We start from the raw sequence: 21554 nt of genomic DNA on the forward strand, positions 1-21554 counted from the left end.
CGCACCCGCTCACACCCGTAATTCGCGTTGCGTACGAGGGGCCAGGCCCTTCAAATCCCCCAGAGTTTGCGAGCGACGCTTCGAGGAGGATCAGGTGCGTATTGGTGTCGATGTCGGCGGAACGAACACCGACGCCGTTCTGATCGATGGCCTCCGGATCATCGCAACGAACAAGCAGCCGACGACCCCGGACGTCAGCAGCGGCGTTTCGGCCGCCATCCGTGCCGTGCTCGAGGACGGAAACGTTGCGCCGGGTGCGATCACGGCGGTGATGATCGGCACGACGCATTTCACCAATGCGCTCGTCGAGGCGAACCGGCTGGACCGGGTTGCGATCATGCGGCTGGCGAGCCCTTCGGGTGAGGCGCTGCCCCCGTTCACGGGCTGGCCCGCGCCCCTTGCGAAACAGATTTGCGGCCAAATCTTTCTGCTGCCCGGCGGCTATGAATTCGACGGCCGCGAGATCTCGGCCTTCGACGAGGAGCGCGTACGCGAGGCAGCACGGCGTTGCCGGGAAAGCGGGATTGACAGCATTGCCGTCAGCAGCGCGTTCGCCCCGATCAATTCGGCCATGGAAGAGCGCGCCGCGCAGGCAATCCGTGCCGAACATCCCGGTGCCAGCATCAGCCTTTCGCATACCATCGGACGGCTGGGGCTGATCGAACGCGAGAACGGCGTGATCCTCAACGCAGCGCTCGCCAGCCTCGCCCGGCATGTCGTGGCTTCGCTCGAGCGCGCGCTCAGCGACCTGAAGCTCGCAGCGCCCCTGTTCATCTCGCAGAACGACGGGACGCTGATCTCGGCGGAGGATGCCGCGCGCTACCCGGTGATGACGATCGGCTCCGGCCCCACGAACAGTATGCGCGGGGCCGCCTTCCTCACCGGGATCAACGACGCGATCGTCATGGACGTGGGCGGAACCACCTGTGACATCGGCGTACTTTCGAAGGGCTTCCCCCGCGAGTCCTCGATTTCGGTGGACATCGGCGGTGTCCGCACCAACTTCCGAATGCCGGACATTCTCGCCCTCGGCCTCGGTGGCGGGACGCGCATCCACCTCGATCCCGAGCTCTACATGGCGGACCTGCTTGCTGAAACCGATCTGCGGATCGGGCCGGATTCGGTCGGCTACCGCATCCTGCAGGATGCGTTCCTGTTTGGCGGCCGGACGCTGACGGCGAGCGATATCGCCGTGGCGGCCGGACGAACCCGCTTTGGCGACCCCGCCCGCATTCCGCCACTCAGCGCCACCGTGCAAACCGCCATCTGGCGCCGTATACAGGCCATGTTCGCCGATGGCATCGATCGGATGAAGACAGCGAAGGGCGAGGTTCCGATCATCGCGGTCGGCGGCGGGCATTTCCTGATCGACGATGACTTGCCGGGCGCAACACAGGTGCTGAGGCCGGCCCATGCCTCGGTCGCCAACGCCGTGGGGGCCGCCATCGCGCAGATCGGGGCGCAACTCGAACAGATCGTGGACTACGATTCCGTGCCGCGCCACGCAGCCCTCGAGCGTATGCGGGAGGCCGTCTCCGCGCGCGTCGCCGCGAACGGGGGCCTGAGGGAGAGTATCCAGATCGTCGATATGGAAGAGGTGTTTCTGAGCTATTTGCCGGGGCGCTCCGCACAGGTGCGCATGAAAGCCGTTGGCGATCTGGCGGAACCGTCTTCGCCGGCCGCCGGCACCGTAATCGCGGGCGCGCGCCATGCGCATTGAGCGCGAGACGCTCGCCGATCTTGCGCGCGGTGCGGCCTTTCTCGGTTCCGGGGGCGGCGGCGATCCCTATTACAGCCTGCTCCTCGCGGAAGCGGCGATCGAGCGGCGTGGTCCTGTCGAACTGATCACGCTCGCGTCACTCGGCGACGACGCGCTCGTGGTTCCTTGCGGCTGGATCGGCGCACCGACCGTTTCGGTGGAAAAGCTGCCGAACGGCAGCGAGGCGGTCGCCGGACTGCGGCGGCTGGAGACGATCCTCGGCCGCCGCATCGATGCCGTACTGCCTATCGAGATCGGCGGCGGCAACGGGCTCGCGCCGATCATAGCCGCAGCCGACATGGGCGTGCCGGTCGTCGACTGCGACGGCATGGGGCGCGCCTTCCCGGAATCGCAAATGGCGATCTTCAACATCCGGGGCCTCAGCGCCTGCCCGTCGGTCGTCACCGCCTCCTGCGGCGCGCTGACCGTGATCGAGACCGACGACAATCTCGCGCACGAACGCATCGCGCGAAGCCTTTCCGTGGCGCTCGGCGGCATCGCGCACATGGTCGAATATCCTCTCACCGGGGCCGAGGCGCGCGCGCACGCGATTGCGGGCAGCGTCAGCGCGGCAATCGCCACGGGCGCCGCCATACGCGAGGCGCGTGCCGCCCGGCAGGACCCGTTTGAGGCCCTTGCGGATGCCCTCCGCGCAACCGGCCTTTACCCGCATTGCAAAACGCTCTTCGATGGCAAGATCGTCGATCTGGAGCGCGAGACGCGCGGTGGCTTTTCGGTCGGAAACGTCATAATCGACGGTTTCGGGGGGCAAGGGCGCATGGAAATCGAATTTCAGAACGAGAACCTCATCGCCCGCCAGGACGGCAGGATTCGCGCGATGGTGCCCGATCTCATCACCATCATGGACCGGGAAACCGCCGACACGATCACCACCGAGCGTCTGAAATACGGCCAGCGCGTCAAGGTGATCGCAGCCGCTGCGCCCGCGATGCTTCGCGAAGAGTCGGCGCTGCGTTTCGTCGGGCCGCGCGCCTTCAGGCTCGGCACCGATTTCATCGCGCTCGAAAACCTCGACACCGCGGAGACGAAATGAGCGGCGGGCACAGCGATGCCCATGCCAGCGGACCGCTGCCGGAACACCTGACCGTCGCGGGATGGCGCGTGGCGCTCATCATCACGAGCTTTACCTTCTCGCTGCCGGGCTTCCTGAACGGCGCACAGACCGGACTCGCGCTCGGGCTCGACAAGGCGGTTCTCGCCGCCCTTCTCTCCGGGCTCATCCTTTGCGCTGCCGCCTGCCTCACCGCGATCATCAGCGTTCGTACACGGCTGACGACCTATCTGCTCGTCCAGCGCTCGTTCGGCATGAAGGGCGCGGCGCTGGTCAACATCGTGATCGCAATCGTCCATTTCTGCTGGTTCGGGGTCAATGTGTCGTTCTTCGGCGATGCAATGGTTGCCGCGTCGAAGCAGGGTTACGGGATACCCGGCGATTTCGGCACGTTCGTCATCCTGGGCAGCGTGCTGATTACGGCCTCGACGATCTACGGCTTTCGCACACTCGACCGGCTGGCGATGGTTGCCGTGCCGCTGGCGGGCATCATTCTGGTCGCCGTGTGCGTCACCGCCGTCGGCGCCCAGCCGGTCGCTCTCGCGCCCGTCGCGAACCCGCCGACGCCGATGAGCTTCGGCATCGCTCTTTCCGCGCTCGTCGGCGGCAACATGCTTACCGTCGCCGCGATGCCGGACCTGTCGCGCTTCATCCGCACCGAGCGCGGCGCGATCTGGGGGATGCTTCTTTCTTTTCCGCTCGCTGCGCCCGTGCTCATGCTGATTTCGGCATTGATCGCGCTGGCGACTGGGCAAACGGACATCATGCAGATCGTCGTCGCCATGGGTTTCGGCATTCCGGCACTCGCCATGCTGCTGCTCTCCGTGTGGACGATCAACGCGCTCAATCTCTATTCCGCCGGGCTCTCGATGGCCGCAACCTTTCCCGGTGTCCGCCAATGGGTCATCATCGTCGTCGGCGGGACGATCGGCTGCATCTTCGCGCTGCTCGGCATCATCAATTCCTTCATTCCGTTTCTGGTGACGCTTGGCCTAATCATTCCGCCGATCGCGGCCATCTACGTGATCGACGGCTTCTCGCGTTTTCGGGGAGCGGACGGCGAGGCTCCGCCCGCAATCCGCTGGGACGCGATCGGCGTGTGGCTGGGTTCGCTCGCCATCACCCTGCCCGCGATGCGCATGGGTCTGTCGCTCACGACCGTTCCCGCGCTCGATGCCACGCTGCTCGCCGCAGGCAGCTACGGGCTTTTGCTGTGGTGGCGGCAGCGATGATCGCCACGCTCGACGCCCATGCGCAGGCCGCGCTCGTCCGCAGCGGCGAGGTTGCGCCGACCATGCTCGTCGAGGCCGCGATAGAGCGGATCGAAAAGCTCGATCCCGTCGTCAACGCCGTCAGCCACCGCGCCTTCGACCATGCGCTTGAAGCAGCACGCTCGGTGGACAGAGCCGCGCCGATGGCGGGAGTTCCGTATCTGCTCAAGGCCTCGCTCGAATATCCCGGTTTCCCGATGCTGTCGGGCTCGCGGACGCGGACGGGCGCGACGGGCAAGGTCCGTTACCCCTTCACCGCTCGGTTGGATGCAGCGGGGCTCATTCCCGCCGGGATGTCGACCATGCCGGAGTTCGGCCTGATCGGCACGGGCGAGGCACTGCTGTACGGCCCCACTCGCAACCCGTGGGATCTGACACGCAGCAGCGGCGGTTCGAGCAGCGGTGCGGCGGTGGCAGTCGCGGCGGGCATGGTGCCTTTCGCCACGGGCAGCGACGGCGGCGGTTCGATCCGCATTCCAGCCTCGCATTGCGGCGTCATCGGTTTCAAGCCGAGCCGGGGATGGAACCTCCGCGCGCGCGGGGCGAGCCTCGCAGACGATCTGCTGACCTCCGACGGGCTTTACGGTCGCACGATGCGCGACACGATCTGGGCCGCGCGGTTTCTTCGGCCGCAGTCGGGTGAGACGAAGTCGACCGATACGCTGCGGGTGGCAGTGAGTTTGAAAGGACTGGACGGGTTGCAGCCTGATCCGGCCGTTGCCGAAGTGATCGGGAAGGCAGCGGCTCTGTGCGAGACACTTGGGTGGCGTGTGGAACCCTGCGAGCCGCCGATCGATCGCGGTGCGCTGAGCCGTGCGTTCGATGTTCTGTGGAGCTATGGCGGCGGGGATGTCGTTGATCTTTGCCGGGCGCGGCTGGCGGCGCAGGCGGATGCCCTGCTCGAACCGTGGACGCTGGGGCTTGCGCGGCGGCGCGACGGCATGACGGCCGACGATCTTGCCGCCGCGCTCGGCGCGATTGCGGAGATCGACGGAAGCCTCGATGCGTTCTGGCAGCAGTACGATGTCGTGCTGAGCCCAGTCACCAGCAGCACACCGCCACCGCTCGGCGTGCTGGCACCCGACCGGGAGTTCGAAGCGCTGTGGCGCGATCACTTCCGGCATGTGAACTATACGCAGGTTCAGAACATGGCGGGGTATCCCGGCCTGTCGCTGCCGCTGTTCATGGCGTCCGACGGCCTTCCAGCGGGCGCCATGTTCTGGACGCGGCATGGCGGCGACGACCTGCTGCTCGCGCTCGGCGCCGCGCTGGAAGAGGCTCAGCCCTGGGCCGACCGTCGCCCGCCGACAGGAGACCTGATGTGATGCGACCCATTTGCCTTGCCGTCGCCCTTGCACTCGCCGTTCCGGCGGCGGCGGCGGAACCCGTATCCGTTCCCTACGCGATGCCCGAAACCGAGACGTGGGACATGACCTCGGCCGATGGGCAGGTGTTTCGCATCTTCGTTTCGCGTCCCTCGGCGCCGGCTCCGGCGGACGGCTATCCGGTCCTCTACGTGCTCGACGGAAATGCAATGTTCGCGGGCTTCGCCGAAGCGCGCCGCATCCAAGGCTTCGGTAGTAGCGGCATCGACAAGATGATCGTCGTGGGCGTCGGCCATCCGGGCGAACAGATTTACGATCCACGGCGCATGTTCGATTTCACCGCGCCCATCGCAACCCCGGCGCTGAAACAGGCCTTCGCGCAATATCAAAGCGGCGGGCGCGACCGGTTCGCGAAGTTCCTGCTCGACGAGCTGCGCCCGGCAATCGAGAAGCGCTATTCCTTGAACACCACCCGGCAATCGCTTTACGGGCATTCGCTCGGCGGCCTGTTCGCGCTCCATATGCTTTATTCCCGCCCCGGCGCGTTCCGCACGATCATCGCGACCAGCCCTTCGATCTGGTGGGACAACCAATCCATCCTGGCGGAAGAGGCTGCGTTCAGGGCACAGGTCCTGAAGACCCCCGATACCGGCAAGGCGACCAGTTTGCTGCTGATGGCGGGTGAACGCGAAGAGGAAGGCAATATTCCGGGCGATACGAAGGCGCTCGCGCAGCGCATGGCGACGCTTTCCGCGCAGGGTCTGCGCAGCGACTTCATCATGCTGGATGAAGAAACCCATATCTCTGTACCGAGCCGGTCGGTCACCGCGAGCCTGCGCGCGGCGGCGCGCGCGCGTTAAGGCGCCTTCGCCGCGCCCAACGACGACCAGTTTCCAAACACCGGCCTGCCTTCGAACAGCGTGACCATCACCTTCGCCTTGCCGATTTCGAGCGGGGCGAGCGTGAAGATGTTCCGGTCGAGAACGACAAGATCCGCACTCTTGCCGGGCGCTATCGATCCCGTCAGCGTTTCCATGCCGTTCGCATAGGCGACATTCAGCGTATGCGCGCGGATCGCCTGCTCCAGCGTAATCGCTTCCTTGGGAAGCAGCGGCGGTGTTGCAGGCTCTTCATAATTCACGCGCGTAACTGCAACCTGAAGGCCGAACAGCGGGTTCGCGGTCGCCACGGGCCAATCGGCACCATAAGCGATCATGCCGCCCGGCGCGAGAATGCCATGCGAAGGATAGATGTAGCCGGATCGCACCGGACCGATCGCCTGTTTGGTGAGGTCCATATACGGATAGTTGCTCGACCACGTCGGCTGGAACTGCGCGATGACGCCGAGCTCGCCGAAGCGCGGCTGATCGGCCGGATCGACGACGTTGAGGTGCGAGATCATCGGCCGGTTCGCGGTGCCGTTGCTATTCTTTGCGGCAGCGAATGCATCGAGCGCGACGCGCACGGCACGGTCCCCGATCGCATGGACGTGCGGCTGAAAACCATCCTTGCCAAGCGTGGTGATCGCCTGCGCCAGCGTTTCGGGCTTGATCTGCAAAGGCCCGCGATGGTCGCCCGCGTGCTCGTAGGGCGCGATCATGGCCGCCGTCTGCTGCGGAATGACACCGTCCGCATAGAATTTGACCGATTTTGCGCTGATTCCCCACGCGGCGGCACGTTCGGAAGCGACCCGGATCGCCGGGATCTGTTCCAGGCCCCGCTCATTCTCCCATTTGAAGGCGAGCGAAACATGCGCGCTCAGCTCTCCGCGGTCCTTGACGGCGTGATAGGCTGCAAGCGTTTCACTGGTTCCGTCGGCGGCGAGATCGATGCCGGCGTCGTGCCAGTTCGTGATGCCGAGGCTGTTGAAGTGGTGCGCGACATAAACGATCGACTTCTGCACCTCTTCCGCCGTGGGCTTTGGAATGAGATCGCCGACCAGCGTCATGGCGGCTTCCTGCAAGCCGCCCACCGGCTCGCCTGTCGCGGGATCACGGTCGATGTGACCGTTGGCCGGATCGGGTGTGCCCTTGGTGATCCCAGCGATCTGGAGCGCTTTCGAATTCACCCAGTAGCTGTGGCCACCGACGGATTCGAAGATCAGCGCGCGCTTCGTCGTGACGGCATCAAGCAGTTCCTTGCGCGGCACGCCCTTGGGCGGAAACAGCGCGTCCTGCCAGCCGACGCCGTAGATCGGCCCGTCACCAGGCGATGCAGCCACGCAGCGGGCAACGATCTTCTGGTAATCCTCCACGGTCTTGCCGTCGTGGAGCGAGCAGCGCGTATAGGCCATGCCACCGAACACGGGATGCACGTGCGCGTCGCCGAACGCAGGCATGAGCAGGCGCCCGCCGAGATCGACGGTACGGGTATCGGTTCCCCGATATCTCAGCATGTCCTTCGCAGAACCCACGGCGACGATCTTGCCGTTGTCGATCGCAACGGCTTCCGCCCACGGCTGCGCGGTTTCCACCGTGTAGACGCGCGCGTTGGTGAGGATGAGATCGGCCGTTTCCGCAGGCGACTGCACGGCCTGCCCCGCACAGGACGCGAGAAGCATTGCGCCGAGGGCGACAGCGGCTTTCGGCAGAAAATTGCGGGAAGGCAGGATCATTGGACTCTCACGCGAAAAACCTGAAGAGGAGCACGCCTGGGCGTGCTCCTCCTGGAGGACAATCAGAACTTGCGCGTCAGCGACGCAAGCAGCGTGCGGTCCTTCGCCGCCGTACACAGGCCATGTGTCGTCGCGAGCAGCGAACAGAGGTCGTAGTATTTCTTGTTGAACAGGTTGCTCGCGTTGACGGACGCGACCCACTGCCCCCGGGTTGCCGACACCATCGCATCGACCAGCGTCACCGACGGCGTCAGGAATGACTGGCCCGCATCGATCTTGTTACCGATATGACGCACGCCGGCACCGGCACGGACCTGCCAGTCGTCTCCCACCATGAACGTCTTCGATCCCCAGATCGAAGCGAGTTGCCGCGGCTGCGCCGAGAGACGGTCGCCGGCCGTAAGCGTCGAGCTTGACGTCAGCACCTTCGCGTCGATGTAGCTATAGGACGCGGTGAACTCGAAGTTTTCAGGCATCCGTATGATCGCTTCGAGCTCAACGCCCGTCGAGCCCACGGAACCACCCTGAATGAAATTCTGGATGTTGCCGGGATCCTGCGAAATATAGTTCGATTCCTTGATGTCGAAATACGCCACGCTGAGCAGGGCGCCGCGCATCGGCTCCCACTTCACGCCGCCCTCGTACTGGCGGGCGGTGCGGGGCGCATACGGATTTCCGAAGAAGTCGCCGCCCGGCACGGGCAGGAAGGATTCGGCGTAGTTGAAATAGGGCGAAACGCCTTTCACCACCTCGGCGATGATACCGCCGCGGAACGACCATGCCGTCTGCGAAAGCTCAGACACGCCGTTGCGCTTCGAAGTCGCCTTGTCGCGGCGCAGGCCGAGCACGACATGCACGCGGTCGGCGTAGCTCATCTGGTTCTGAACATAGAAACCGAGCTGCGTGCTCTTGTAATCGAGGAAGTTGAAAGCGCCGTAGTCGAAATCCGCACCATATTCCGGATTATAGATGTTGATGGGCGGTGGCGCCGGGAATGGGAAGAAGTTGAGGTACGAGAAGCCCTCGTCCTTGCTCTGCTTGAACCACGTATAATCGACGCCGAGCAGAACCTTGTGCTCGATCGGGCCGGTCGCGAAATCGATCGAGAGATTGTTGTCGCTGTTGAAGACCTTGCTCTTCTCGTAATTCACGTAGAACTCGCGGCGAAGCATCGTCTCCGCCTCGTCTTCCCAAGGTTCGCTCGTGTAGTTTGTGTAGACTTCCTTGTAGTCCGTATCCATGTGGCTGTAGCGCGAGGCGCTGCGGAAGGTGATCGCATCGCTGAAGCTGTGCGAGACGATCAGCGCGGCGGACGCATATTCGGTGTCCATCCCGTTGAAACCGGGTTCGCCCTGATAGAAGTTGAACTTCACCCGCTCCGCCTTGCTCGGCGCGAGAAGCGACTTGAAGAGCGGCGCGTAGCCAAGCGAGCCCTGCTTGTCCTTCTGATAGAGGCCGATCAACGTGATGTCGGTGTTCGGGCCGGGCTGGAAACGCAGCGACGGGTTGATGAGCAGGCGGTCATCGGGCGTACCCCACTGCGTCTTGCCGTCGCGCAGCACGCCGACGAAGCGCGCAGCAACGCCCTCGGTGAGCGGACCTGTCACATCGATCTGGCCCTGGATGCGGTCGTCAGTACCGCCGATGATGCCGACCTCGCCGCCGAATTCGAACTGCGGCAGCTTGCTGACCGCATTGAGAACGCCGCCGGGGCCGCCCGCGCCGTAAAGCACCGAAGACGGACCGCGCAGCACTTCGGCGCGTTCGAGCGTGAACGGCTCGAGCCGAGCGCCGTAGATGAAATCGGGCATACGCTTCAGCCCGTCGAGATACTGCGCCGCATCGAAGCCGCGCGTCAGCACGAAGTCGCCGCGCGAGTCCACGCTGTTGTTGGAGGCGACACCGGCGCTGTAGCGGTAGACGTCCTGGAAGTCGACGACTGTGCGGTCCTGGAATTCCTGAGCGGTGACGACGCTGATCGACTGCGGCACTTCGGTGAGCGGCGTATCGGTTTTGGTCGCGGCGACTGCGCGCTCCGCCGTTACGATGATGCTTTCATCGTCACTGACGGCCTGCGCTGAGGCGGCCGTGGGCAGAAGTGCCACGCAGCTTGTCGAAAGTAGCGTCAGCCAGAGCTTCGACGTCGGACCGGAATTTTGGATTGCAAGCTTCATTCTTACCCCCTTTTTCATGCGGCTGCGTATTGCCGGGTGCGGCTGTCTGTTATCCCCGGCCTCCTACATCACGCATTCAACAACAGTCTCGGCAGACGGCGAACGGCTTTTGAGGGTAATGAGACGCAAAGACGGGTAAGCCAAAAGCACATCTGCCGGGTAGCGGTTCTTGCCCATGCAAGTGACGCAGTTCTCACGTTTTCGGCTTTGATTGCTTACCCGGTTGCACATCAGGCTTACCCTTTCGCCGCGTTGCAGACAGCGATTCGGAACGGCACCATGCAACGTTATGACATCAAACCCGCAGCCCCCCCGCCGATCCGTTCGCAACCGGATCGTGAAGCTTCACCGCTGGCTCGGCCTCGGCGCCGCGCTGTTCTGGCTGGTTCAGGCCATCACCGGAACGCTGCTCAGCTTTCACTTCGAGCTGGAGGACATGGCGCTCAGCGGGGGGCACCGCCCGACCGATCCAGCCGCGATCGAACGACGGATCGACAGTTTCGCTTCAGATGGCGCAGAGGCCGGGATCACCTGGATATGGACGACCGCGGGCCTACCGGATCGCTATATCATCCTGTTTGCCGGCGCGGATGGAACGCAGCGCAAAGCCTATATCGACGGTGCGGGTGACATCCTGCGCGAACGAGCGGCCGACGACTACAGCTTCCTCGCCCTCGTGCGCGAGATCCATCTGACGCTTGCGGCCGGGACGCTCGGCCACTGGCTTCTTGCCGTTTCAGGCCTGCTGCTTTTCACCAACCTGATCTTCGGGATCGTCGCGGCCTGGCCACGGCGGGGGCAGTGGCGCAGCGTTCTGAAGCCGGTCGGCTCGACCGGGAAGACGGCGGGCCTCTATTCCTGGCATCGCGCCGTGGGGCTGTGGGCGGCGGTTCCCGCCATCGTGATCGCGGGGACGGGGACGCTCATTCTGTTCGAACATCCACTGCGCGATCTCGCCCGCGTTCCCGACATCACCCTGCCCGCCAACCCTCCCGCAGGCCCCACCGTCGGCTTCGCCGCCGCCCGGCAGGCCGCCGTGGAGGCAATCCCCGGAAGCCGGTTCGTGGGAACGACCTTTCCGTCAGCGCAAGACGCCAGCTATTATGCGTGGGTGCGTGCACCCGGCGAGCTTTATCGCGGCGGATACGGCGGCAGTCTCGTGATCGTCGATGCCAACACAGGCGACGTTCGCGGCGCTTGGCCCGCGACGCAGGCCGGTCCCGCCCGCGCGATTATCGCTTCTTTCTACCCGCTGCACACGGGGGAAAGCCTCGGCACGTTTGGCCGCATCCTGACCATGTCGCTGGGCGTTTGGCTCACCGTTACGATCATCCTAGGGACGTGGTTGTGGTTCCGGCGACGATCACGGGGCAGCGCGGCGTAATTCGGCGAGCGCCGCTGCTGCTGCCGCCTCGTTGATGGTGCTGCGCGCAACGATGCACCTTGCGACTTCGGCGACCTCATCACCGACAGCACCGACGGCAAATGCGACATTCTGGGCGTGAAGCGACATGTGCCCGCGCTGAATGCCCTCGGTCGCAAGCGCCTTCATCGCACCGAAATTCTGTGCGAGCCCCACGGCCGCGATGATCCGCGCCAGATCGCTCGCCGTCTTCACCTGCAGAATGGCGAGAAGCGCGCGCGCCGTGGGATGAATTTTGACCGCGCCGCCGACCAGACCGACAGCGAGCGGCAGTTCGATCGTACCCGCAAGATCGCCCGCGGCGGTGATCTCCCAACTCGTCAGGCTCCGGTAGCGACCGGTGCGGGCCGCGAACGCATGGGCGCCCGATTCCACCGCGCGCGTGTCGTTGCCCGTCGCGAGGACGACCGCGGACACGCCATTCATGATACCTTTGTTGTGCGTCGCGGCGCGGTACGGATCGTTGTCCGCAAATTGATATGCCGCGATCATCGCGTCGCGAACCTCCGCTCCGCCGATAGCCGCAGAAGGCCACGTGGCCCGCGCGCGCACGACACGGCGATCTGCGAGGTTGGAGAGGATTCGCAAAAGCGCCCGCCCGCCTGTCCACGCGGCGAGATCAGGCGCGAGCCGCTCCGCCATGGAGTTGACCGCGTTCGCACCCATCGCATCGCGCGTATCGACAATGATGTGCGTGATGAGCATTTCGCCTGACGGCGTTTCGACGCGGCGGACCTCGATATCCCGAAAGCCGCCGCCAAGGCTGACCAGCGTCGGATCGCAGGCGTTGCAGATGCGCTCGATTTCCAGCCGGCGTTCCAGGATGATGAGACGCGCGCGGGCGGGATCGGGAAGCCCGAGCAACTGGATCTGCGCGATCATTTCCGTGCCCGACATCGAGGTCGTGAAACCGCCCGCTTCGTAACACTGCCGGGCCGCATTGCCGACGGCGGCAACGACCGACGATTCTTCCGTCGCCATGGGCACCAGAACATCGCGCCCGTCGACGCGCATGTTGGTCGCGATGCCAACCGGAATGGCGATCGTGGTGACCATGTTCTCGATCATGTGGTCGGCAAGCACTGTATCGATATTCGACGGCAGCGCGAGTTGACGGCGATGCTCATCGGCAAGGTTCGCGAACGCGGCGACATGGTCGATACGCTGCGCAACCGGCAGCTTGTGAAAGCCCGGTATTCGGGATGTGTGTGAAATCGCTTGATCTGTCACCGCGGTTCTTTCTCCGAACGCCTGACGCATCGATAACGAGTCCGCCCCACTTGAGGCAGGTACAATTCAGGGCGATATGATAGGAACGTGGTGCAACCGGAGAGCCGACCAGCATGCCGTCGCCGCCAATGAAGATCGATTTCGTCATCAACAGCATCCTGATGCAGCTGGACGCGGGAACGCTGCGCCCGGGGCAGCGGTTGCCGTCGATCCGCGACGAGGCCCAGCGGCTCGGTATCGGCAAGAATACCGTGGTAGAGGCGTATCTTCGCCTTGTTGGACAGGGCGTTTTGCAGGCGAAGCCGGGATCGGGCTATTATGTTGTGCGCACCCCGCAAGCAGCCGCAAAAGCTGAGCGCCCCCCCGCGTTGGCGACCGATCGGCTGTCCCTCCTCACCGAGCAACTGGACCGGCGGCTGCCGATCCGTCCCGGTGACGGTCGCCCGCCGAGCGAGTGGCTAGAGACATCGGAACTCCGCCGCTATCTGTCGTATCAGCGCTTTCAGGAAGCGGATTCGTATAATTCAAGCTGGGGATACGGCCCGCTGCGCGAACGGCTTTGCGGCGCGTTCGCCGAACGGGGAATCGCGTGCCGCGAGGGGCAACTATTGATGACGCACGGCGCCAACCATGCGATGGATCTTGTGATCCGCCGCTACATCAGGCCCGGCGACAATGTGCTTGTCGATGACCCCGGTTACTATCCGCTGCTCGCCAAGCTGGCCCTCGCCGGTGCGAACGCCATCGGCGTGTCGCGGCGGCATGACGGCCCCGACGTTGCCGACCTCGAGGACAAGGCGAGGAGAAGCGGCGCGAAGTTTTTCTTCACCCAGTCGCTTGCCCACAATCCGACCGGGGGATCCATTACCATCGGCACCGCCTATGCGGTCCTGCGCACCGCCACCGATCTCGATATTCGCATAGTCGAAGACGATCCTTTCGCGGATATTCTGCCGTATACCGCGCCGCGCCTTGCGGCGCTCGACCAGCTTGAGCGCGTTATCTACATTGGGACGTTTTCCAAGACTCTCGCGGGCAGCTTCCGTACCGGTTACATGGCTGCTGCCCCAAGGCTGGCGAACGAACTCAACGATCTCAAGATCGCGACCGCCGTTTCGACGTCGGCACATGACGAACGCCTGATTTTCCAGCTTGTGGAGCATGGCCACTATCTGAAACACCTCCGGCGTCTGCGCGCGCGCGCTAGCGCGGCGACAACGGCAAGCGTGGATGCGCTGGAAGCCCTGGGCCTCACCATCCGCCGCCCGATCGGCGGCGGCTTCTACCTGTGGGTCGAGCTTCTCGAACACATGAACGGCGAGCATCTCGTTCACGACGCAGCAAAGGCGGGCATCTTCATCGCCCTTTCAGCCAATTTTTCGATTGGCGAAAATCCGGCGCCCGCTATGCGGGTCAACGTCGCCTACGGTGCCGATCCGACCTTCATCGCCTGGCTTCGCGAGAAGCTGGAAAACCGCTAATCAGCGACCTTTTTCTCACTGGGCGCGGCAAAGCGCTTCAGCGTCTGCTTGGCGTGATCGCTGGTGAACGTACGCTGGCCGAGCGCGGCTTCGCGCGCGAACGCTTCGGCGGTCGAGAGATCGTAGAGTGTCAGCGCGGCCTCCTTGATCGTCTGGACGGCAAGTGGGCTTTTCTGCGCGATTTCAGCGGCAAGTGCGGCGGCTGTTGTTTCCACGCGATCATCGGGGACAACCTGATTGAGAACCCCGCGCGAAAGCAGTTCAGCCGCCGTGAAGCGCCGGCCCGTCAGCATAATCTCCATAGCGTGCGCATAGGCGATCTGGCGCGTCAGTCGAACGAGTGTGCCGCCCGCCGGGACGAATCCGTGGTTCACTTCGGGGAATTGAAACACCGCGTCTTCGGATGCTATTCGTATATCCGTCGCGAGCATGATTTCGAAGCCGCCGCCCATGCACAGACCGCGAACTGCCGACACGATGGGCTTGTAGAAACCGCCGGTCTTCAGGTGGGCGGGATCCCAAGCACTGATATCGAACCGGCCCGACGCGAGCGCCGGAATGGATTCGGATAGATCGGCACCGACGCAGAAGGCGCGGTCTCCGGCCCCGGCGAGCACAACGGAGTGAATGCGATCGTCGCGGTCGATCTCCGCGAAGGCCCGCCCGAGATCGTCGTACATGGCCAGCGTCAACGCGTTCAGCTTTTCCGGTCGTGCGAAACGCACGGTCGCGACGGCGCCATCGCGGGTCACTTCGATCGCCACTAGATCACACCTTTTCCGCGGAGCGTCGCGAGCGCGGCATCATCGAGACCGAGCATGTGTTTCAAGATCAGTTCATTGTGCTGGCCAAGCGCGGGCGCCGGGTCGTGCGCGCCGACCGTCGCACCGGAGAGTTTGATCGGAAGGCCAAGCATCTCGATATCGCGGCCCGCAACGGGCACATCGACGATCATCCCCCGCGCCCGGATATGCGGGTCGGCGATCACCTCGTCGATCGATTTGATCGCGCTGAGCGGCACGTCGTCCCCCGCTATCGCCTCCAGTTCCGCCTTGGTGTAGCGGCTGAACCAGCGGTTGAGCAGAGGCGTGACGACGGTTTCATCGGTTTCCGGATCGAACCGCTTCTCCATCGTGTCAATACGCGGGTCCGTCGCCCACTCCGGCTCCCCGAATAGCGCGCACGTGATCGCCCAGAACTTGTCCGTATATCCACCGAAGAAGACGTAGCCGTCCGCACAGGGATATTGACCGTAGGGGCGCACGAAGGGATGGTCATTGCCGAGCGGCGTAGCGATTTCCTTGTCCACGGTGTAGCGAACCACCGCGTTCTCGGTGAGCGAGAAAACGGCGTCCTGCTGCGAGACATCGACGATCTGGCCGACGCCCTTGCGCTCCGCTTCGCGCAGCGCCGCCAGAATGCCGACCGCCGCATAGAGCGATGCCGAGAGATCGCCGATGATCGTGCCTACGCGCACCGGCGGCTGACCGGGATAGCCGTTCATGGACCAGAGCCCCCCAGTCGCCTGCCCGCTATTGTCATAGCCGGGTCGCCGGGAATTCGGGCCGCAGCGGCCGAAACCGCTGATCGCGGCATAGACGAGACGCGGATTTTCGAGCTTGAGTGCGTCGTAGCCGAGGCCGAGCTTGTCCATTACGCCGGGGCGGAAATTTTCGACAAGAATATCCGCTTTTCGCACCAGCCTTCGGAACAGCGCCTTTCCCTCCTCGCTTCTGAGATCGAGCGAGACGCCAAGCTTGTTGCGATTGTACTGCGCGTAGAAGGCGCTCTCCTGCGTATCGCCATTGCCCACCATCGGCGGAAAGGTGCGCGTGTAATCCGGATCCTGCGGATGTTCGATCTTGATGACGGTCGCGCCCATATCCGCAAGCATCATCGCACAAAACGGCCCGGCAACAACGCGCGTGACATCGAGAACGACGACGCCGGCGAGCGGTCCGTCGCGCCGGGGCGTTATCGCTTCGTGACGATCCGCATCAACCTGCATATCGTTCATCCTTCACGAGATCACGCTCCCGCAGCAGCAGCATCGTGACGATCAACGCCATGGCGACGACGCACCAACTGTACCACAAACCCGCATAAGGATCGCCGGTACGCGCCACGATATACTGCTCCATGAAAGGAAGAACCCCGCCGAAATAGCCCGTGCCGAAGTGATACGGAATCGACATCGAGCTGTAGCGGATGCGCGGTGGAAACAATTCGGTGAGGAGCGCGGCGACCGGACCGTAAGTTGCCCCTGACAGCGCCGTGAGCGCCATCACAACGAGGAAGATGATCCCCATGCTCGGTGCCGAGGGAACCACCGTTCCGAGCGGATAGCCTGCCGCTTTCAGCGCAATATCAAGCTCCGCATCGCTGCGGCCGCTCACGACATTACCGCCGACCGTGATGGCAACGGAGGACGCCGCATCGAGATCATAGGCAAGCCCGCGCTTGGAGAGATAATCGAGCAGGCGGCCGCACGCTTCATCCTGCGTTTTGACGAAGGGATTGAAGCCACAATCGGGCCCGGAGACCACAATGGGCGCCTCTTCCGACGCGCGCGTCAACGCGGGATTCGCGGCAGAACCCATGACCCAGTAGAGCGGGAATATCAGCAGCAGCGTGAGTGCATAGCCCGTCACGATCAGGCGTTTTCGCCCCACACGATCCGAAAGCCAGCCGAACAGCACGAACCAGCCGAGCCCCATCACCGCCGCAGCCCCGACAATGATCTGGGCGACACTCTCTTCGACGTGCATCGCGTTCTGTAGAAAGCCCAGCGTCGTGAACATCGCCGTGAACCAGATCACCGTGAGGCCCGCAGCAATACCGAAAAGCGCCAGGACGAGACGGCGGCCGTTTCCCGGATAGGTGAAGCTTTCGCGAAGCGGATTCTTAGCGGTTTTTCCGGCCGCCTTCATCGCCTGGAAGACAGGGCTTTCGGAAAGCTTGACGCGCATCCAGAGCGAAATCGCCAGAAGCACGAGCGACAACAGGAACGGAACGCGCCAACCCCACGCATCCCAGGTTTCGGCCGGCATACTCCATTTGCAAACGAGCACCACGACGAGGCTGAGAAAGAAGCCCGCGCCGACGCTCGCCTGAATGAAACTGGTGAAGAAGCCGCGCTTCCCCGGCGGCGAATGTTCCGCAACATAGATCGCCGCGCCGCCGTATTCGCCGCCGAGCGCAAGGCCCTGAACGATGCGCAGCAGAATGATGAGCGCCGGGGCCCCGAAGCCGATCGTCGCATGGGACGGCACCAGGCCCACGCCCGCCGTCGCTACGCCCATCAGGAGTATCGTGACGATGAACGTATGCTTGCGCCCGAAGCGATCGCCGAGATAGCCGAAGACGACCGCACCCAAAGGCCGGAAGCAGAAGCCGACAGCAAATCCAGCCCAGGCGAGAAGCGTCTGCAACTGTCCGTTACCGGCGGGGAAAAACACCTGCCCGATGATGCCGGATGCGGCGAGCGTGCCGTAGATGAAAAAATCGTACCATTCGAAAAGTGTACCGAGCGACGACGCCGTGATGACCCGGCGCACGTCCCGGGGCGCAGGTTCATCCTGTGCGGAGTTTTCAGATGACACGATTTTCCCCTGTTTCGTATTTCAGTCTCGGGCTTCAGGCCGATGACGCCGTGAAACGCTCCTGCCCATCAACGAAGGTCCGCAGCACGCCGGTCTTCAGATATTGATCGGGTGAGACACTGAGGAGATTGCGGTCCAGAACCGTCATATCCGCGAGATAGCCGGGCGCGATCCGGCCGAGGCGGTTCTCCTGGAAACCCGCATAGGCAGCGGTTCGCGTGTAGGCCGTCAGCGTTTCCGCGATCGTCACGCGTTGCTCAGGGTGCCAGCCATTGGGGTTGGCACCGTCGATGGTCTGCCGCCGGACGGCTGCATCCGCGCCCGTCATCGGATCGAGCGGGGCGACGGGCCAATCCGACCCGAAACAGGTCTGCACGCCCGCAGCGAGGAGCGAGCGGAACGCGTACGTCCGCTTCAAGCGCTCCTCGCCGATCCGGTTTACCGCCCAGCGCCCGTCATCGGCCGCATGATAGGGCTGAACCGATGCAATGACGTTCTGCCGGGCCATTTTTTCCCAGGCACCGGGGCTGAGGTGCTGCGCATGTTCGATGCGGAAGCGCCGGTCCCGCTTGCCGTTGCGCCGCTCGACATCGGCGAAGATGTCGAGCACGAAGTCGTTGGCTTCGTCCCCGATCGCATGGGTGGTGATCGCAAGGCCCGCGGCATCCGCCGCCGGTATCCATTCGCGCATGTCGTCGAGCCCGGTCGTCCACACGCCGCGCTGCCCCGGCGCATCGAGATAGGGTTCGTGGAAGCGTGCCGTGCGGGCGCCGAGCGAACCGTCCGACACGCATTTGAGCCCTCCCCAACGCACCCAATCGTCACCACGCCCTTCGGCTTTGACGAGCGCCGCCATGCGTTCCCAATCCGCCAGCGGAACGAAGGAATTGAAGCGGATGCCGGTCGCCCCGCTGGCACGCAGGCGGCGCGCGGCGTCCTGAACGCTCCAGTCCACCTCGGTATTGTGCACCTGCGCGACACCTTTGCTCAGCGCATATTCGATGCCTTGCCGAACGATCTGATCCGTGAACGCCTCGCTCATCGGCGGGATGACGTCTTGCGCGCGGCGGGTCGCATTGTCTTTCAGGACGCCCGTGGGCTCGCCGCGTTCATCGCGCTCGATCACGCCGCCGGGCACATCGGGCGTATTCCGATCGATGCCGGCGAGGCGAAGCGCCGCCGAATTCAGGAACAGCGAATGAAGATCGGTTCGCGGAATGGCGATGGGCGTGTCGCCCGACACGGCATCGATCCATTCCTTTCGGGGCAGCTCGCCACCCCAGCGCTGTTCGTCCCACGGGCCGCCCAGCAGCCATTGGCCGGGCGGAAGCGCGCGCACGGCCGCGCCGATCCGATCAATGAATTCCGCCTTCGAACGCACATCGATAAACACTGGGCGCGCGATGTTGATCGACCCCAGCAGGAAATGCGTGTGGCAATCGATGAAAGCGGGCATCACGAATGCGCCGCCGCAATCGACAACGCGCGTTTTCTTGCCGGTCGCCGCGCGGACCGCGCGGGCACCGAGCGCCGCGATCCGGTTTCCCGCGATGCCCACCGCATCCGACATGGCACCGTCGCCGGTCCAGACCACGGCGTTCACAAGCGCCGTATCGACGGCGCCTTCCGCCGCGAATGCAGGGCCGCAGAGCGCGACGGCGGCGCCGGAAGCGATCAGCTGGCGTCGCGTGATTTGATGATTCATTTCACTAGTTCCCCATTCTTTTCACTTTCGCGCATCGGCATCAGTTTGCCCAATCTGCCGCGACGGATTCGCGGCACGCCATTTATCGAGCCGTGCCAGCCACTGCGCTGCTGAAACCGGACCCGTGGTCCGGGTGTCGCTATGCGACGCGATCAGCTCGCGTATATGTATGAAATAGGCGGGTCCAGTGGGCAGGCCAAGTTCCCTGCTTCGCTTCGCCATGGCCGCCTCCTGCTCGGCGGTCGGCTTGCGGGCCGTTACGGGCTTGAACAGGATGACGTCGAATTCTGCGCCGTTTTCGTGAAAAAACAGCTGAACCGGCGGCTGGCCGCCCGCCGCCAGAACCTCGTCGCCCTGCGCGATGAAGCGAATGAACGCTTCCTGCTTGCCCGGTGCGAGCTTGAAAATCTCGAACCATGTTTCCGGCCAGGGTGCTTCCGCCTCGGCGGCAGCCTTAGGTGCATCTTCTTGCGCAGCGGCAGGAGCGACGTGGAACGCGGCAATGGCAATCGCCAATGCAGAAAGATGCCTCATGATATTTCCTCCATCACTTTCCCCGATTGTACCCGGCGCCGGCCGATACGCAGTCCGCGCGATCCGGCAGGCCCCGCGCGTATGCGCGCAGTGAGCTTGTATCGAGCCGCGCGAGTTCCGGATATCTCGCTAGTGTGGCCTCGAATGCTTCCGCGCGCGCGCCGCGAACATGCTTGTCCAGAAAGGACAGCGTCGTATCGTTGACCAGGGCAAGCGCTCGCTCGCCATCGAGACTGGTGAAATGCTCCGACTTGAATGGCCCCCGCGCGCTCAGCACGAAATCGGTGAGGCCCATATGCAGGATGCCGCGCGCGCGAAGCCGGACGATGTTCTCCCGATCGCCGATACAGTCCCACCGTTCCCACGCATAGTCGGTGGGGTTGAAGGCCCTGTCCGCGCGCTGATGGGCGCTGAACGGCTGATCGGTCAGCATCAGGAGCAGCGGCGCACGGACCGGCCGGTCGAACTGGTCGCCGTCGAAATTCTCCCCGTCGAGATCGACGGCGGCCACGCAGTCCGGATCCCTATCGCAGGCGCTGACGGCGGTGGACCCGCCGAAGGACATGCCGGCATGGACGATCCTCGAGAAATCGGCCGCAGCCATTATCCCGCCAACGTTTGCCGGATTGTCGCGCAGCGCCTTGCTTACGAAGAGAACATCATCGCGCCATGCTGCAAGGCTCTGCCCAAGCCGATGAGCAGCAACCGCCGCCTTGTATTCCGGCAGGGCGGCGATGCGGCGTTCGTGGCTTTCCCCGCCCATGAACGCGGCCGTCGCTTCATCCCATCTTTCATCAGGACCGATGTGCGGCGCGAACGGGATCAGCGTCCCGTCCTGCAAACGCACATCGGCGCTGTCGCGCGGGTGCGCCACACTGACGACGATGTAGCCGTGGCTCGCGAGCCGCTCCATCAGCGCCGTGTTCTGCGCGCGAATGGACCAGTAGCCGTGACTGAAAATCACGAGAGGGAACCCCTGCCCCTCGGCCACGGGCGCATCCTCGATCGCGTGCGTTCCCACCGAATGCAGGGAGAGAAACCGGTAGGCGGGAAAGCCCCAAAGCTTCGCCAGGGACACCGCCTCGTCCAGCGTTTCGCGCCGTGTCAGATAGGGCCGCACATCCCCCGCCGCGTCGGCGGACGCGGGATACCAGATGGTGATCGGAATATCCCGCGGCGCATCGGGCTTCGTAAACAGCACGCCGCGTCGGGAATCATCGCGGAGATCGGCGGTCCGGACGCCGACGTGAAACGGTCCGTCAGGTTGCGGCAGCGCGAAAACCGGGAAGAAACCGTAGGGCACGGCGGAAAGGAGCGTGAACGCGGATGTCACAGCCGCTACCCACCCCGTCCGCAGCACATCC

15 protein-coding genes and 1 pseudogene are annotated in these 21554 nt (G+C 64.1%); 7 read left to right on the forward strand and 9 right to left on the reverse strand.

The genetic code is table 11. From position 1 onward, the window contains the following. Positions 1–94 precede the first annotated feature (94 nt). From H2052_RS10690 to H2052_RS10710, 5 genes are read left to right on the forward strand one after another with little or no spacing between them, the layout of a single operon-like run. Positions 95–1720, forward strand: coding sequence for a hydantoinase/oxoprolinase family protein (locus tag H2052_RS10690; RefSeq protein ID WP_293781430.1), 1626 nt, complete (start codon positions 95–97; stop codon positions 1718–1720). Next, positions 1710–2813: a DUF917 domain-containing protein gene (locus tag H2052_RS10695; RefSeq protein ID WP_293781432.1), complete on the forward strand. Its 1104-nt coding sequence runs from the start codon at positions 1710–1712 to the stop codon at positions 2811–2813. Before H2052_RS10690 ends, H2052_RS10695 begins: the two co-directional genes overlap by 11 nt. After that, entirely contained in the window at positions 2810–4063 is a 1254-nt protein-coding gene (locus H2052_RS10700) for a cytosine permease (RefSeq protein WP_293781434.1), read from the forward strand. The genes H2052_RS10695 and H2052_RS10700 overlap by 4 nt, the downstream gene beginning before the upstream one ends. Beyond that, positions 4060–5427 carry an amidase family protein gene (locus tag H2052_RS10705; protein WP_293781436.1) on the forward strand — a complete coding sequence of 456 codons (1368 nt, stop codon included), beginning with the start codon at positions 4060–4062 and terminating at the stop codon, positions 5425–5427. The genes H2052_RS10700 and H2052_RS10705 overlap by 4 nt, the downstream gene beginning before the upstream one ends. Then, positions 5427–6287, forward strand: coding sequence for an alpha/beta hydrolase-fold protein (locus tag H2052_RS10710; protein ID WP_293781462.1), 861 nt, complete (start codon positions 5427–5429; stop codon positions 6285–6287). The genes H2052_RS10705 and H2052_RS10710 overlap by 1 nt, the downstream gene beginning before the upstream one ends. On the opposite strand, the gene H2052_RS10715 is transcribed toward H2052_RS10710, so the two are convergent. After that, positions 6284–8041 (reverse strand): amidohydrolase, encoded by a 1758-nt coding sequence (locus H2052_RS10715; protein ID WP_293781438.1) that lies wholly within the window; start codon positions 8039–8041, stop codon positions 6284–6286. The two genes, H2052_RS10710 and H2052_RS10715, sit on opposite strands and share 4 nt — an antisense overlap. 62 nt (positions 8042–8103) lie before the next feature. Continuing rightward, positions 8104–10215 (reverse strand): TonB-dependent siderophore receptor, encoded by a 2112-nt coding sequence (locus H2052_RS10720; protein WP_293781440.1) that lies wholly within the window; start codon positions 10213–10215, stop codon positions 8104–8106. A 337-nt stretch (positions 10216–10552) separates the two neighbouring features. Between H2052_RS10720 and H2052_RS10725 the strand changes: the two genes are divergently transcribed. Then, entirely contained in the window at positions 10553–11599 is a 1047-nt protein-coding gene (locus H2052_RS10725; protein WP_293781442.1) for a PepSY-associated TM helix domain-containing protein, read from the forward strand. Here the strand turns inward: H2052_RS10725 and H2052_RS10730 are convergent. Further along, positions 11579–12868 carry a hydroxymethylglutaryl-CoA reductase, degradative gene (locus H2052_RS10730; protein ID WP_293781444.1) on the reverse strand — a complete coding sequence of 430 codons (1290 nt, stop codon included), beginning with the start codon at positions 12866–12868 and terminating at the stop codon, positions 11579–11581. The two genes, H2052_RS10725 and H2052_RS10730, sit on opposite strands and share 21 nt — an antisense overlap. A gap of 113 nt (positions 12869–12981) precedes the next feature. On the opposite strand from H2052_RS10730, the gene H2052_RS10735 reads away from it, so the two are divergent. After that, positions 12982–14349: a PLP-dependent aminotransferase family protein gene (locus H2052_RS10735; protein ID WP_293781446.1), complete on the forward strand. Its 1368-nt coding sequence runs from the start codon at positions 12982–12984 to the stop codon at positions 14347–14349. Here the strand turns inward: H2052_RS10735 and H2052_RS10740 are convergent. The 6 genes and pseudogenes from H2052_RS10740 to H2052_RS10765 form a co-directional block, all read right to left on the reverse strand. Beyond that, the gene (locus H2052_RS10740) at positions 14346–15101 is read right to left on the reverse strand and encodes an enoyl-CoA hydratase/isomerase family protein (RefSeq protein WP_293781448.1); all 756 of its coding nucleotides are present in this window, start codon (positions 15099–15101) and stop codon (positions 14346–14348) included. The genes H2052_RS10735 and H2052_RS10740 overlap by 4 nt on opposite strands. A gap of 11 nt (positions 15102–15112) precedes the next feature. Then, a complete protein-coding gene (locus H2052_RS10745) occupies positions 15113–16357 on the reverse strand; it encodes a CaiB/BaiF CoA-transferase family protein (RefSeq protein WP_293781450.1) in 1245 nt (414 codons plus the stop codon). Beyond that, a complete protein-coding gene (locus H2052_RS10750) occupies positions 16347–17951 on the reverse strand; it encodes an MFS transporter (protein ID WP_293781452.1) in 1605 nt (534 codons plus the stop codon). Before H2052_RS10750 ends, H2052_RS10745 begins: the two co-directional genes overlap by 11 nt. A 34-nt stretch (positions 17952–17985) precedes the next feature. Beyond that, on the reverse strand, positions 17986–19656 hold the full coding sequence (locus tag H2052_RS10755; RefSeq protein WP_293781454.1) for an amidohydrolase: 1671 nt from the start codon (positions 19654–19656) through the stop codon (positions 17986–17988). Between the two features lie 21 nt (positions 19657–19677). Further along, positions 19678–20172: a hypothetical protein gene (locus H2052_RS10760; RefSeq protein ID WP_293781456.1), complete on the reverse strand. Its 495-nt coding sequence runs from the start codon at positions 20170–20172 to the stop codon at positions 19678–19680. Between the two features lie 31 nt (positions 20173–20203). Then, positions 20204–21554: pseudogene (locus H2052_RS10765) on the reverse strand (hypothetical protein); the annotation flags it as partial.

The sequence above is a fragment of the Sphingosinicella sp. genome, from assembly GCF_013911755.1.
Taxonomy (GTDB): Bacteria; Pseudomonadota; Alphaproteobacteria; order Sphingomonadales; family Sphingomonadaceae; genus Sphingosinicella.

What these genes read in the sequence shown, in the direction of transcription:
- H2052_RS10700 (WP_293781434.1), top strand. Translation starts at nt 2,810, where the DNA reads ATGAGCGGCGGGCACAGCGATGCCCATGCCAGCGGACCGCTGCCGGAA.
- H2052_RS10705 (WP_293781436.1), top strand. Translation starts at nt 4,060, where the DNA reads ATGATCGCCACGCTCGACGCCCATGCGCAGGCCGCGCTCGTCCGCAGC.
- H2052_RS10715 (WP_293781438.1), bottom strand. Translation starts at nt 8,041, where the DNA reads ATGATCCTGCCTTCCCGCAATTTTCTGCCGAAAGCCGCTGTCGCCCTC.
- H2052_RS10695 (WP_293781432.1), top strand. Translation starts at nt 1,710, where the DNA reads ATGCGCATTGAGCGCGAGACGCTCGCCGATCTTGCGCGCGGTGCGGCC.
- H2052_RS10720 (WP_293781440.1), bottom strand. Translation starts at nt 10,215, where the DNA reads ATGAAGCTTGCAATCCAAAATTCCGGTCCGACGTCGAAGCTCTGGCTG.
- H2052_RS10735 (WP_293781446.1), top strand. Translation starts at nt 12,982, where the DNA reads ATGCCGTCGCCGCCAATGAAGATCGATTTCGTCATCAACAGCATCCTG.
- H2052_RS10755 (WP_293781454.1), bottom strand. Translation starts at nt 19,656, where the DNA reads ATGAATCATCAAATCACGCGACGCCAGCTGATCGCTTCCGGCGCCGCC.
- H2052_RS10745 (WP_293781450.1), bottom strand. Translation starts at nt 16,357, where the DNA reads ATGCAGGTTGATGCGGATCGTCACGAAGCGATAACGCCCCGGCGCGAC.
- H2052_RS10710 (WP_293781462.1), top strand. Translation starts at nt 5,427, where the DNA reads ATGCGACCCATTTGCCTTGCCGTCGCCCTTGCACTCGCCGTTCCGGCG.